Annotated in this window: 13 protein-coding genes; 7 read left to right on the forward strand and 6 right to left on the reverse strand. The window is 60.5% G+C overall.

All coding sequences use genetic code 11. From position 1 onward, the window contains the following. Nucleotides 1-66 precede the first annotated feature (66 nt). The 3 genes from AC2D8V_RS09710 (at nt 67) to AC2D8V_RS09720 (ending at nt 2208) form a co-directional block, all read left to right on the forward strand. Nucleotides 67-672, forward strand: coding sequence for a flavin reductase family protein (locus tag AC2D8V_RS09710; RefSeq protein WP_484733325.1), 606 nt, complete (start codon nt 67-69; stop codon nt 670-672). Then, nucleotides 665-1306 carry a CatB-related O-acetyltransferase gene (locus AC2D8V_RS09715; RefSeq protein ID WP_484733326.1) on the forward strand — a complete coding sequence of 214 codons (642 nt, stop codon included), beginning with the start codon at nt 665-667 and terminating at the stop codon, nt 1304-1306. Before AC2D8V_RS09710 ends, AC2D8V_RS09715 begins: the two co-directional genes overlap by 8 nt. A 74-nt stretch (nt 1307-1380) precedes the next feature. Next, complete coding sequence (locus AC2D8V_RS09720) at nt 1381-2208, forward strand: GMP synthase (protein ID WP_484733327.1); 828 nt, start codon at nt 1381-1383, stop codon at nt 2206-2208. 68 nt (nt 2209-2276) lie between these two features. On the opposite strand, the gene AC2D8V_RS09725 is transcribed toward AC2D8V_RS09720, so the two are convergent. Then, nucleotides 2277-3905 carry a SulP family inorganic anion transporter gene (locus AC2D8V_RS09725; protein WP_484733328.1) on the reverse strand — a complete coding sequence of 543 codons (1629 nt, stop codon included), beginning with the start codon at nt 3903-3905 and terminating at the stop codon, nt 2277-2279. Nucleotides 3906-4250: 345 nt separating this feature from the next. Here AC2D8V_RS09725 and AC2D8V_RS09730 point away from each other — a divergent pair, with 345 nt between their 5' ends. The 4 genes from AC2D8V_RS09730 (at nt 4251) to AC2D8V_RS09745 (ending at nt 7864) form a co-directional block, all read left to right on the forward strand. Next, nucleotides 4251-5123 carry an S-methyl-5'-thioadenosine phosphorylase gene (locus AC2D8V_RS09730; protein ID WP_484733329.1) on the forward strand — a complete coding sequence of 291 codons (873 nt, stop codon included), beginning with the start codon at nt 4251-4253 and terminating at the stop codon, nt 5121-5123. 177 nt (nt 5124-5300) lie between these two features. Further along, nucleotides 5301-5921, forward strand: a complete 621-nt coding sequence (locus tag AC2D8V_RS09735; RefSeq protein ID WP_484733330.1) for a LysE family translocator — start codon at nt 5301-5303, stop codon at nt 5919-5921. A gap of 11 nt (nt 5922-5932) precedes the next feature. Beyond that, nucleotides 5933-6469, forward strand: a complete 537-nt coding sequence (locus tag AC2D8V_RS09740; RefSeq protein WP_484733331.1) for an adenine phosphoribosyltransferase — start codon at nt 5933-5935, stop codon at nt 6467-6469. 90 nt (nt 6470-6559) lie between these two features. Beyond that, entirely contained in the window at nt 6560-7864 is a 1305-nt protein-coding gene (locus tag AC2D8V_RS09745) for a WD40 domain-containing protein (RefSeq protein WP_484733332.1), read from the forward strand. 157 nt (nt 7865-8021) lie between these two features. Here the strand turns inward: AC2D8V_RS09745 and AC2D8V_RS09750 are convergent, their stop codons facing one another. The 5 genes from AC2D8V_RS09750 to thrC all read right to left on the reverse strand — a co-directional run bounded on the left by AC2D8V_RS09750 (nt 8022) and on the right by thrC (nt 13687). Further along, nucleotides 8022-9440 carry an FAD-binding oxidoreductase gene (locus AC2D8V_RS09750; protein WP_484733333.1) on the reverse strand — a complete coding sequence of 473 codons (1419 nt, stop codon included), beginning with the start codon at nt 9438-9440 and terminating at the stop codon, nt 8022-8024. Nucleotides 9441-9484: 44 nt separating this feature from the next. Next, nucleotides 9485-10306 carry an MBL fold metallo-hydrolase gene (locus tag AC2D8V_RS09755; RefSeq protein WP_484733890.1) on the reverse strand — a complete coding sequence of 274 codons (822 nt, stop codon included), beginning with the start codon at nt 10304-10306 and terminating at the stop codon, nt 9485-9487. A gap of 149 nt (nt 10307-10455) precedes the next feature. Continuing rightward, entirely contained in the window at nt 10456-11040 is a 585-nt protein-coding gene (locus tag AC2D8V_RS09760) for a GNAT family N-acetyltransferase (RefSeq protein ID WP_484733334.1), read from the reverse strand. Next, nucleotides 11040-12302 carry a M16 family metallopeptidase gene (locus AC2D8V_RS09765; RefSeq protein WP_484733335.1) on the reverse strand — a complete coding sequence of 421 codons (1263 nt, stop codon included), beginning with the start codon at nt 12300-12302 and terminating at the stop codon, nt 11040-11042. Before AC2D8V_RS09765 ends, AC2D8V_RS09760 begins: the two co-directional genes overlap by 1 nt. Continuing rightward, on the reverse strand, nt 12299-13687 hold the full coding sequence (gene thrC / locus AC2D8V_RS09770) for a threonine synthase (protein ID WP_484733336.1): 1389 nt from the start codon (nt 13685-13687) through the stop codon (nt 12299-12301). Before thrC ends, AC2D8V_RS09765 begins: the two co-directional genes overlap by 4 nt. Between the last annotated feature and the right edge of the window lie 6 nt (nt 13688-13693).

Raw genomic sequence — 13693 nt, forward strand, 5'->3', positions numbered from 1 at the left:
CGGTGATAAGGCTGGCCCGCCCCTAGCACATGCGCTACACCGGCTGCAAATTTTCAGGAGCCGCTCATGTTCTACCGCCCCGCCGAAGGTCACGGCCTGCCCCACAATCCCTTCAACGCGATCGTGACGCCCCGCCCCATCGGCTGGATCTCGACACGCAGCGCCGCGGGCCAAAACAATCTGGCGCCCTACTCCTTTTTCAACGCCGTCGCCTACGTCCCGCCGCAGGTGATGTTCGCCTCGACGGCGGCAAAACCGGACCGCGACGACACCAAGGACTCCGTCGGCAACATCCGCGAAACCGGCGTATTTTGTGTGAACATCGTGCCCTTTGACATGCGCGACGTGATGAACGCCTCCTCCGAGACACTGCCGCGCGAGGTCGATGAATTCGCCCACGCGGGCATTGACACCACTCCCTGCCGGGAAATCGATTGTGCCCGTGTCGCAGACGCGCCCGCAGCGCTTGAATGCCGGATGACACAAATCGTCAAAGTCGAAGGCGACCACAACTTTGTTGTCTTTGGCGAGGTGGTGGGCGTGCACATCCGCGACGACGTGCTCGTAGACGGAAAACTCGACGTCACACGCTACACACCGCTCAGCCGCATGGGGTACCGCGATTACACGCGCGTCACCGAAGTGTTCGAACTGACCCGGCCCGATGATTGATCCGACAAAGCCGCATCCCATACTGCTGCCCGATGGCTCGGCGCACACAGGGACGGTCCTGCTCTCGGCGGTTATCGAACACCCGCAGTTTCAGGTAGGCGATTTTACCTACGCATCGGATTTCGACCCGCCCGACACCGCCGCTGACTGGGCCGGCAGGCTTGCCCCCTACCTCTTTCCCTTCTCCAGCGAACGCCTCGTCATCGGGCGTTTCTGCCAGATCGCCCACGGCGCAAGGTTCATCACCAGCTCGGCCAACCATGACACCCGCGGGCTCACCACCTTTCCCTTTCCCGTCTTCGACACCGATCGCCGCGCAGGCTACCAGCCAGACACCCGCGATACCGTTATCGGCAATGACGTGTGGATCGGGGCCAACGCGCTGATACTCCCGGGTGCCCGGATCGGTGACGGAGCGATCATCGGGGCCGGTGCCGTCGTGCGCGGCGCGGTGCCGGACTATGCCGTGATGACCGGCAACCCGGCCACGGTCGCGCGCCACCGGTTCGCGCCGTCGACCATCGCGCGGCTGAAAGAGCTGGCATGGTGGGACTGGCCTGCCGAAACCATCGCAGCCGCCCAAGACGTGCTCTGCGCGGCTGACCTCGATGCGCTGGCGGCCTTGGCTCCTTAACCCGCCTGTTCGGTAAAATTGCTGGTTTCGTGCTACACTCGGCATACGGGAACTTCAGCAGGAACAGATTTATCATGAGCACTTTCAACCATTCCATTATTCGCGCCGCGGTCTGGAACCTTGCCGGATACACACGCCCCGGCCAACCGGTCGGTATCTCCCCGCGGTCCAAAAAAGCAGGCAGACAGGCAGAAGGCCTCGCCCTTCTCGACGCCGAATTCGTAACCCTCGTCGAAATATCACCGCTGAGCTACATCGACACGCTGGTCAGCAAGCTTCAGGATTTCGGCCTTTGCTACAACCGGACGATCCTCGCGCAGCCGAATGGAAACATCCACATCGGCTTTCTGCACAAACCTGGTATCGAGGTGACCAACCCGCGCCTCATCCCCGGATCAGAAGGCGACTACGGCCGCGGGCGGCAAGCCTTCGCGGTAGATATCAAGATACACAAGCTGACTGCCACGATCATCGGGGTCCACCTGAAATCAGGCCGGGACCGCCCCGAGCAAAAGCTGCGCGACAGCCAGTGTAAAGCCGTCGGCGACTATATTGCGACACTGCAGGCAACCCCCGGTACCAAAAGACGCGCGGTGTTTCTGATGGGCGACTTCAACATGATCCCGGGTCAGGACGTGTCGAACTTTCACCACCTCGGCGGCGATGATGTAATGGATTTCGTGTCGAGCTGGGATTTGCAGGACAGGTTTTCGCACATTCTGGAAAAAGGGCGGGCCAATCTGCTCGATGGCTTTGCGGTCAGTCGAAAGTACTCAACCGATTACATAAAAGGGTCGCTTCGCCTTTTCCCGATGCACTGGACAATGAACCTCGGCCGCGAGGCATTCCGCAAAGAAGTGTCCGACCACCTGCCCTTTGTCGCAAGCTTCAAGCTCTACTGATCCTGCCGCACATGCGGGACGGTGGGCGGGGCGTCTTGACCCGCAGGGTCAAGCGCGCCGGACCACCGTCAGTGACCGCCCAGAATGCCGGTGCGTACCTGATAATTCACCGCCAGCGCGTAATCGGGGTCGTCATCGCTGTCGACCACAAGGTGACCGGCTTTGGTCAGCAACCGGTGACAATCCCGGCTCAGATGGCGCAGTTGCAGCCGTTTGCCCACCGCATCATACTTTGCCGCGATTGCCTCAATGGCCTGCAAAGCAGACTGGTCAACCACACGGCTGTCCGCAAAGTCGACGATGACCTCCGCCGGGTCATCTTTCACGTCGAACAGTTCGGCAAACCCCTCGCTCGACCCGAAAAAGAGCGGCCCCTGCACCTGATACACTTTTGCGCCTTCTGGCGTCCGGTAGGTCTTGGCATAGATGCGCCGCGCGTTGTTCCACGCATAGGCCAACGCGCTCACGATCACACCGACAACAACCGCAACCGCAAGGTCTTCCATCACCGTCACGACCGTGACCAGCAGGATCACGAACGCATCGGTCAGGGGAACCTTGCGCAGGATCGTCAGCGAGTTCCACGCAAAGGTGCCGATGACCACCATAAACATCACGCCGACAAGGGCTGCCAGCGGGATCAGCTCGATCACCGGCGACCCCACAAGAATGAACAGCAGCAAAAAGACCGCCGCCGCAATCCCCGCGACCCGTGTCCGACCACCGGATTTCACGTTGATCATGGACTGCCCGATCATCGCGCAGCCCCCCATGCCGCCGAAAAATCCGGTGACTGTATTTGCAACACCTTGCGCAATACACTCCTGGCTCGCGCCACCGCGCTGGTTGGTCATGTCACCCACCAGATTCAGGGTCAAAAGGCTTTCGATCAAGCCGATGGCGGCAAGAATCACAGCATAGGGCAAGATGATCTCAAAGGTTTCCCAGTTGAGCGGCACCATCGGGATGTGCAGGCTGGGCAATCCACCCTGGATCGAGGCAAGATCGCCCACACGGGGCACTTCAAGACCAAAGGTAATGACAAGCCCCGCCACGATCCCGATGCCTGCCAGCGGCGCCGGAATCACGCGGGTCACCCGTGGCATCACCCAGATGATTGCCATGGTCAGCGCAACCAGCCCCAGCATCAGGTAAAGCGGCATGCCGGTCAGCCACTCGCCGCCGCCCATGCCATGACCGGTGTTTTCCATGGTTCCGGGCACTTTGAACTGCGTCAACTGCGCCAGAAAGATCACGATCGCCAGACCGTTGACAAAGCCCAGCATGACAGGATGCGGAACAAGCCGGATAAACTTGCCCCACTGCATGATGCCAGCGAAAACCTGCAACAGGCCCATCAGCACAACGGTGGCAAAAAGGTATTCGACACCGTGCTCGGCCACCAGCGCCACCATGACCACCGCCAGGGCACCGGTCGCGCCCGAAATCATCCCCGGGCGCCCGCCGATCAGGGCCGTGATCAGCCCGACAAGAAATGCGGCGTAAAGCCCGACCAAGGGATGCACCCCCGCCACAAAGGCAAAAGCAACCGCCTCGGGCACCAGTGCCAACGCCACCGTCAGGCCGGACAGCAATTCAATCCGCAAACGCTGGCCAGAAAATCCGTCTTCCGGCATCCAGCGCAGATCGGTGACATCCAAATTTCGGGTAAAGGTGCGGAACGAAGTACGCGCCATATCAATTCTTCCTGAGTGCTTGGGTCAAAATCAGCCACGACAGGAAAATCCAATTGGTCGCAGCATGCAGTTGCGGGCTCACTAGACCCTTTCAGCCGAAATGGAAACCCCGCAGACGATGCGATCTTATGGCGCAGCGTTGTAAATACCATATGAACAAGGGGGCATCACACCGTCACGCGGGGGCCGGATTTGGTGATTTCAGCCGACAGGGCGCATGCGCGCGCGCTTGACCCCGGTGCCCTGTCCACAGGTCCCGGCATGCGGTTCATCGCGCCGCCTGCACGCTTGAAATCCTGCACAATCCCCGCCACGATCCAAACCGACTAGCAGGACAGGTACGCCATGACACAGACAAAAATTGCCGTAATCGGCGGCTCGGGCATTTACGACATCGACGGGCTGGAAAACCCCGAATGGACAGCGGTAGACACCCCGTGGGGGTCGCCCTCCGATGCCATTCTCACCGGCCGCCTCGACGGGGTCGAAATGGCCTTCCTGCCCCGCCACGCACGCGGCCACAAGCTCAGCCCCACGACCGTGCCCTACCGCGCCAATATCGACGCGCTCAAACGGCTTGGGGTCACCGATGTGATCTCTGTCTCCGCCTGCGGTTCGTTCCGCGAGGCAATGGCACCGGGCGACTTTGTGCTGGTAGACCAGTTCATCGACCGCACCTTTGCGCGCGAAAAATCTTTTTTCGGCACCGGCTGTGTTGCGCACGTCAGCGTCGCACACCCGACATGCCCGCGCCTGACCGACGCCTGCGCGACCGCTGCAAAAGACGCGGGCATCACCGTGCACCACGGCGGCACGTACCTCGCGATGGAAGGACCACAATTCTCAACGCTTGCGGAATCCAGAATGTACCGCGAAAGCTGGGGGTGTGACGTCATCGGCATGACGAATATGCCCGAGGCCAAACTCGCCCGCGAAGCAGAGCTATGCTACGCCTCCGTCGCAATGATCACCGACTACGACAGCTGGCATCCCGACCACGGCGAGGTTGACGTCTCGGAGATCATCAAAACGCTGATGGGGAACGCAGACAAAGCCCGCAATCTGGTACGCCGCCTGCCCGCCCTGCTGGGCCAAGACCGCGCGCCTTGCCCGCATGGCTGCGATCGCGCGCTGGAATACGCCATCCTCACCCAACCCGACGCCCGCGATCCCGACATTGTCGCCAAGCTCGATGCCGTAGCAGGCCGCGTCCTGTGACCGATACGACGGCCCGCGCCATAACACTCCGTGCACGTGCCATGCCAAAGCTTTGCAGACTTCCACCCGCACGGCCCGCCACCCGCCACAGGCAATCTGCCGATTTGCGGTTGCGCTCGACGGGACGCGCGCGCAAGTTCGGGCACAACGCCCCGCGCTTGCCGGAAAGAAAACCTGATGCCCCTTGATCTTTGGTTGACATTTGTTGCGGCTTCCGCCGCGCTTTTGCTCATTCCCGGCCCGACAGTCCTGCTTGTCCTCAGCTACGCGCTGTCCAAGGGCCGCTCCGTCGCCGTGGCCTCCGCCGCCGGTGTCGCGGCAGGTGATCTGATCGCCATGACCGCCTCTCTGATGGGGCTTGGCGCGCTCGTACTGGCGTCTGCAACAGCTTTCACCGTGCTGAAGTGGATCGGCGCGGCCTACCTGATCTGGCTTGGGATCAAGCTCATCCGGTCGGCGCCAAGCAAAGGGCTGAAACCCGCAAAAGAGGTCACATCGCGCGGCGTTTTTGGCCACGCCGCCGCAGTCACCGCGCTCAACCCGAAATCAATCGCCTTTTTCATCGCCTTTGTGCCGCAGTTCATCCGCCCCGAGGCACCTCTGCTGCCACAGTTTGCCATTCTCATTGCAACCTTCGTCGCCCTCGCCGCGATCAATGCACTGTCTTATGCGCTGGCCGCCGACAGGTTGCGCCGGATGATTGCCCAACCCAATATACTGACATGGATCACCCGCGCAGGCGGGGCTACTCTGATCGGCATGGGGGTTTTGACAGCGACCCTGCGCCGCGCCAACTGAAGGATGCCGCAATGAAGCGTAAAGACGTTCAGGACTATATCCGCACCATCGTCGATTTTCCGCATGAAGGGATCATGTTCCGTGACGTGACAACCCTGTTCGCAGACCCGCGCGGTTTTCGCATGGCCATCGACCAGATGCTCCACCCCTACGCCGGGCTCGAAATCGACAAGGTCGTCGGGCTCGAAGCGCGCGGTTTCATTTTGGGCGGGGCCATCGCGCACCAACTCTCCGTCGGCTTTGTCCCGATCCGCAAGAAAGGCAAGCTTCCGGGCACGACCATCAGTCAGGACTACAAACTGGAATACGGCGAGGCGATTGTCGAAATCCATGACGACGCCATCGAAGCGGGTGAAAAGGTGCTGGTCGTGGACGATCTTCTGGCAACAGGCGGCACGGCAGAAGCAGGCATCAAACTGATCGAGCGTCTGGGCGGCGAAATCGTCTCCACCGCCTTCATCATCGACCTGCCGGACCTGGGTGGCCGCAAAAAGCTCGAGGCCATGGGCGTCGAGGTGCATGCGCTTTGTGCCTTTGACGGGCTGTGACCTGCACGGCGGAAAATCGCGCGTGCTCTTGCGCGACGCTGCCGCTGCGTTAAACTTTTCAGCCATGACACCGATGATCGAACGCCCGCGATGAACCGCAGCCGCTTGTACGCCGCCTTTTTCGGTGCGCTTGTGTTGGGCAGCAGCCTTGCAACAGCGCAGGAGTTTTTCACGCTGAAAGGTCACGGCGGCCCGATCAAGGGCATTGATGCAGGCACAGACGGTGCCATCGTCACGGCCAGTTTCGACAATTCCGTCGGTTTGTGGCGCGATGGCACCCCGCAATGGATGGAAACCCACGAGGCCGCGGTGAATGCGGTCCTCTATCTTGGCGAGGGTCGCGTGGTGTCGGGCGGCGACGACTTTGCCGTGCGGTACTGGGACACGGCCCTCGGCATTACCTCGGTACTCGGCACGCACGATGCCAAAATCCTGCAAATGGACCTTTCCCCGCAGGGTAACAGCTTTGCTACGGCCAGTTGGGACCGCACAGCGCGGGTCTGGCCGCTCTTCAGCAACGCCCCGCCGGTAGAAATGCGCGGCCACGCCAACACCGTAAACGATGTGGTGTTTTCGCCCGACGGCAAACGGCTTTATACCGCCTCCTCGGACGGTTCGATCCGTATATGGGACGTAGAGACAGGCGACATCCAACGCCGCCTTGTCGAGCACGGGTTCGGGATCAACACGCTGGCAATAGCCGAAGACGAAAGCTGGATCGCCTACGGCGCCGTCGATGGCGGCACCCGTGTGCTGGCCTTGCCCGGTGGCGAAGAGATGGGGGACTACACAGCAGACAGCAGGCCGGTGCTCGCCATGGATTACAGCCCGGAGAGCGACCGTATCGCCATCGGGGATGCCCACGGCTACATCATGATGATCGACACCGAAGAGTGGCGCATCGCCGACGACTTCAAGGCAACCCTGTCCGGCCCGATCTGGGCTTTGTCCTTCTCGCCTGACGGCCGGAACATTCATGCCGGCGGACTGGACAACGCGCTTTACAGCTGGCCCGTCCAAGCACTCGCCGCAGGCGGACCAATGGCCGACACCAAGCGCAGCTTTCTCACAGACCCGGAGCTTATGTCGAACGGCGAACGCCAGTTTCAGCGCAAATGCTCCATCTGCCATACCTTAGGGCCAGACAGCGAACGCCGCGCCGGTCCCACGCTCTACAACCTGTTCGGACGCCCGGCCGGAGCGGTGGACGGATACCCCTATTCGCCCATTCTTCGAAACGCCGAACTGGTGTGGTCCGAGGCGACAGTGGATCAGTTGTTTGACTTGGGGCCAGATCACTTCATCCCCGGCTCCAAGATGCCCATGCAGCGGATCACCGCGCCATCCGACCGTGACGACCTGATCGCCTTTCTCAAAGAGGCGACAAAGCCCTGAGCCCACAGTGCGCCGCCTTTGCAAACAGGTAACAAGGGCGGAAAACCGGCGCAGACACCGACGCGATACCGACAAAATACCGACGCCGGATTTTTCCTGTTTTCAGAGACTTACGCGACATACGGCTGGGAAGCACCGACGCGGGCGTCCGGTGCCTTCACATCCTGAGAACCGCCCCCGGGTTCATGATGCCATTGGGGTCGAGAGCCGCCTTGATCGCGCGCATCGCGGACAGTTTTGCCGGATCGCCATAGCGCTCCAGATCGTCTACCTTGAAACGGCCGATGCCATGCTCTGCACTGACCGACCCGTCCATTTCATGCACCAGATCATGCACCAGCATTTTGACCTCGGTGCGCTTGTCCTCATAGTCGGACAGGCTTTTGCCAGCGGCCGGAAAAACGTTGAAATGCAGGTTTCCGTCGCCCAGATGGCCGAAACAGTTGATCCGAAAATCGCCCCGCGCCTTGAGACGTTCCTCCGCAGCTTCGATGAACCCGGGCAACACACCCAGCGGCAACGAAATGTCATGCGAAGACACCGCCCCGACACGTTTGTTGGCCACCGGGATGTGTTCGCGCACTGACCAGAACGCCGCCGCCTGTGCGTCGCTTTGCGCAATGATGCCATCGGTGACCAGCCCCGCCGCACTGCCCGCCTCGAACAGATGCTCCAACGCGACCGACGGGTCCATCCCTTCGACCAGCCCCACTTCGACCAGAACGCTCCAAAGTGGAATGGTTTCAAAGGGTTGACGGATGTCACTTACATGCTCGCGCAGAAAGGCAAGCCCCTGCCCGCTGATCAGTTCAAAGGCAGAAACAAGCTCACCTAGATGCGCACGGGCCAGCGCAAGAAGGTCCAGCGCCGCGCGCGGAGAGGCAACCGTCAGGATCGCCGTACCCGTCGCCGCAGGCCGTGGATGAAGTTTCAGGGCAGCCCCAGTTATGACACCCAGCGTCCCCTCCGCACCGATCAACAGGTGGCGCAGGTCATAGCCGGTATTGTCTTTGCGCAACCGTTTAAGGCCGTGCCAGACCTGCCCGTCCGGCAGGACCGCTTCGAGCCCAAGGCACAGGTCGCGGGCATTGCCGTAGCGCAGCACGCCTGTGCCGCCGGCATTCGTCGCAAGATTGCCACCGATACGGGCTGTGCCTTCCGCGGCCAGAGACAAGGCGAACAGCCGGTCGTTTTCCGCGGCAGCCGACTGCACATCCGCCAGAACGGCTCCGGCATCGCAAATCAGAACATTTTCTTCGGGGTAAACGGCCCTGATCGCCGTCATGCGCTCCATCGAGATGATCAATGGCGCAGGTGTGTTCCGGGGAACCACTTGCCCCGCAACCAGCCCGGTACCGCCGCCGTAGGGCACGACCGGCACGCGGGCAGTGCTGGCAAGACGCACAAGCGCCGCAACCTCTTCGACGGACCTTGGGGCCGCCACTAGACCCGCGTGACCCGGCCACCGTCCCCGCGGCTCGTCTAGGTACCGTGGCTCTACGGGTCGGAAGACTTCCGCCGACAGGGTTTCTCGCAGGCGCGCTTCAAAACTTGCATCCGCTGCATTCAGTGTCATGTCCCTGTATTCACCTGCCTGATGCGCGGATGCAAGCCGCGTTGTCACTCACTCAGAAAAGCAGGCCGCAAAACCATGACCGTCGGTCGCGACGGCAAACGGTCCAGTGAAATCTCAAGCGCAGGGCCGCCAACTTCGACTACGGTAAACTGGTCTGCCATGCCCGCCAGAAAATCGTCGAGTGCGGAAAGGGAAAACCAGTGCATGGGGATCACAACGGACGACCTCAGCCTCTTGAGAACACGCGTCATGGTTTCAAGGTCCAGCGTATAGCCACCGTCAACAGGCGCCATAACGACGTCTACCCGCCCCAAGGCCGCGTATTGCTCGGCGTCCGGCTCGTGGTGCAAATGCCCCAGATGCCCGATGCACAGGCCTGCAATTTCAAAGATAAAAATCGAGTTTCCCTTCTGCTCCACACCGGAAAACTGCGATCGGATGTCGGTCGAGACATTGCGGACCAAGACCTCCCCCAGATCAAGCCTGTGGGTAATGCCCTCGCCAAAAGGCCCCCATCCCGGCAGAACATTCGGAATAGCCGGATCCGGATTCGGCGTCCAATGCGTACCATGGGCGTGGTTCATCGTGACCACGTCCGGGATCAGCGGCAGGCTACCGGTAAATCCGGTGTAGTCCGTGACCATGTTCAATCCGCCGTGACTGCGTATCAGGAAACTGGCGTGGCTGATGTAGTGAATGCGCACCGTTTCTTCAGGCACCGCCCCAAGGCTCACTGGCACCACATACTCCAAACCCGGGGTGTTCTGAGCCAGCGCGACACAATGGCTGGGTGTCCGTGCCGCGTCTTGCGCCTGCGCTACGGCACCCCAGACCAAGGTCAAAGCAATGCAAAACATTCTGAACATAAGCATCCACCTCCTGGGCTGAAACCTAGCACGGACAGCAAAATTTTCATGTTTCCCAACGCAAGCAACTGAAAATTTGACTGCATTGCGCCTAAAACGCAGGCAACAGGCGGGATGACGGAGAATGTAATGCGGCGCAGCCGCGCCGTTTAACTGACGTCGGTCTTGCCGCGCCGGTCTGACCGCAACGCGGCATACAGAACATGCGTGCGCCAGCGACCGTCAATCTGCAAATAGCTCTGCGCGACCCCCTCATACTTGAAACCAGAGGTTTCAAGCAAACCGCGTGACGCCTTGTTTTCCGGCAGGCAGGCAGCTTCAATCCGGCTGAGATCAAGTTGCGAAAAGGCATAATGCACAATGGCTTTGATTGCTTCGCGCATATAGCCCTGACGGGCATAGGCCTCGCCGGTCCAATACCCCAATGTGCCAGCCTGCGCGGGGCCGCGGCGGATGTTGTCCAGCGTGATCGCACCGAGAAGCTGTTCGTCCTTCCGGCGGATGAGAAACAGCGGCAGGGCGGTACCGCCTGAAACCGATCGCTGCGCCCAGTACACGCGGTTGGTAAAGGCTTTTCTGCTCAGGTGATCTTCGGCCCAGCTGGGCTCCCACGGAACAAGGTAGTCTTCTGATGCCGCCCGCAGGCTTGACCAGGCCCGAAAATCCGAATGCACCGGTGGGCGCAGCGTCATCCGCTCCGTCTCGATCTTCAGCTTGCGGAAGCTGCGCAGCATCACGCCACTCGCCGCTCCTGTAGTTGTGCCAGCGTGGGTGCCGCCTCGACAGGCCCATAAAGCGCCAAAGCAGCAGGCGCCGCCTGAGCCATCGTTGCCGCAAATTCGCGCACATCACCGGTGGTGACGGCGTCGATCATGGCGACGGTTTCTTCCAGCGGGGGCACACGGTCCCAGATCTGCACAAGCCGCGCCAACCGCTCTGCGCGGTTCGACGGGCTTTCCAAGCCCATCAACAAGCCGGCTTTCATCTGCGCGCGCGCGCGGGCGACTTCGGCCGGTGACATATCTTCAGCCGCGCGCTTCATCTCGTCGATTGTGATCTCCGCCAACTCTCCCAGCTTTTCCTGCGACGTGCCGGCGTATATCGTCGTCATTCCGGTGTCAGCATAGGCACCCGCCTGCGCAAAAATCGAGTAACACAGCCCGCGGGTCTCGCGGATTTCCTGAAACAACCGGCTCGACATGCCGCCACCAAGAGCGGACGCGTATATTTGCGCCGTATAGATACGATCATCGCAGTACCCCGGGCTTTCGAACGCCAAGGCAAAATGCGCCTGCTCGAGATCTTTTGCCTGCCGCCGCTCGCCGCCAAAAAACTGTGCCCCGGCGGCTGCTTCTGACGGCTTGTTTCTCATGTCGCCGAAAAGCACTTCTGCCTGTTTGACGATTTCATCGTGATCAATGGCACCGGCAGCAGACAGGATCATCTGCGCTGGTCCATAGTGTTGCGCAATAAAATCCTTCAGATCGTCCCGGGTAAAGGCAGACACCCGCTCGGCGGGCCCAAGAATGGTACGTCCCATGGGGTGATCAGGATACGCCTGCTCCTGAAGCCAGTCAAAGATGACATCATCGGGCGTATCCAGTGCCTGTCCGATCTCTTGCAGGATCACCCCGCGCTCGACCTCGATTTCGGATGCTTCCAGCGTCGGGTTCAGCAGGATGTCGGCAATCACGTCCAACGCCAGCGGCACGTCGTTTTGCAACACCCGCGCATAGTAGGCTGTGACCTCGCGGCTGGTGTACGCATTGATGTAGCCGCCAACATCTTCAATGCTCTCTGCGATCTGCAGCGCTGACCGTCGTTTTGTCCCCTTGAACGCCATGTGCTCAAGAAAATGCGCAATACCGTTCTGTCGTGACGTCTCGTTACGCGCGCCGGCAGTGACCCAGACGCCAATGGAAGCCGAGGCAAGCCCCGGCATTTCTTCAGTGACAATCCGAAAGCCGTTGTCCAGTTGGTGCTGTTTCAATGTCACGTGGAAATCTGTCCCTTGATGTGGTGCTTCAGTGCTTCTAGGTCGTTTGGCACGCGTGTTACCCGTTCCGACCTGTCATACAGGTCAGCCATACGCGCAGGCAAGTCGGGGTGAATGCCGCTTGCCTCTTCGACGGCTGCCGGAAACTTTGCCGGGTGTGCCGTTGCCAGCGTTACCATCGGGACGCCCTTTTGGCGGTGTTCTTCAGCCACTTTCACTCCGATGGCGGAATGCGGACACAACAGCTCTGTTGCGCTTTTCAGCGTGGCGGCGATTGTCTGCGACGTTTCCTGTTCGGATGCACGGCCAGAACTGTAATGTGATTGCAAGACCTGCATCGCGCCCTGACTGACCTCAAAGCCCCCGGCCTTAAGCTCATCCATCAACTGCACGATTGCCGCGCCCTCGCGGTCATAGGCGTCAAACAGTGCGCGCTCAAAGTTTGAACTGACCTGAATGTCCATTGACGGGCTTATGGATGGTACAGTGTCACCCTTGTGATAGCCCTGCCCTGTCAGACAGCGGTGCAGGATGTCATTCTGGTTCGTCGCGACAACCAGCCGGTCTATCGGCAGGCCCATCTGTTTGGCGATGTATCCGGCAAAGATGTCGCCAAAGTTTCCGGTCGGCACAGTAAAGCTGACGTTGCGGTACGGCGCACCGAGGCTGACGGCAGAGGAGAAATAGTACACGACCTGCGCCAGCACACGACCCCAGTTGATCGAATTGACCCCGGCAAGCTGCACGCTGTCGCGAAACTCGAAGTCGTTGAACATATCCTTCAGCCGCGCCTGACAGTCATCAAAGTCGCCGTCCATCGCCAGCGCGTGCACGTTCGCCTCTGTCGGTGTGGTCATCTGCCGGCGCTGGACTTCGGAAATGCGTCCATGTGGGTAGAGGATAAAGACGTCGACGTTCTCCAACCCGCGAAATGCCTCGATCGCCGCAGAACCCGTATCGCCCGAAGTTGCACCGACAATGGTGACCCGCGCGCCCTTTCGACCAAGCGCTGTCTGGAACATCTGGCCGATCAGCTGCATCGCAAAATCTTTGAAGGCGAGGGTCGGCCCGTGAAACAACTCCAACAGAAAGTGTCCCTGATCGAGCTGTTTGAGAGGTGCACGCGCCGCGTGGCCAAAGCTGGCATAGGCCCGGTCGATGATGCCACGAAACTCGTCGTCGGTGAACACATCGCCAACGAAGGGGCGCATAACCAGATAGGCGATCTCTTCATAGGCCTGCCCATCGAGTGCGGCGATCTCTGCTGCCGACATCTGCGGGATGGTTTCGGGCACGTACAGCCCGCCATCACGGGCCAGACCGCTCAGCATGGCGTCTTCGAAGTTCAGCACCGGTGCGGTGCCACGAGTAGAAATGTATCGCATGACAGG

The organism is Roseobacter sp. YIN89, assembly GCF_057219365.1.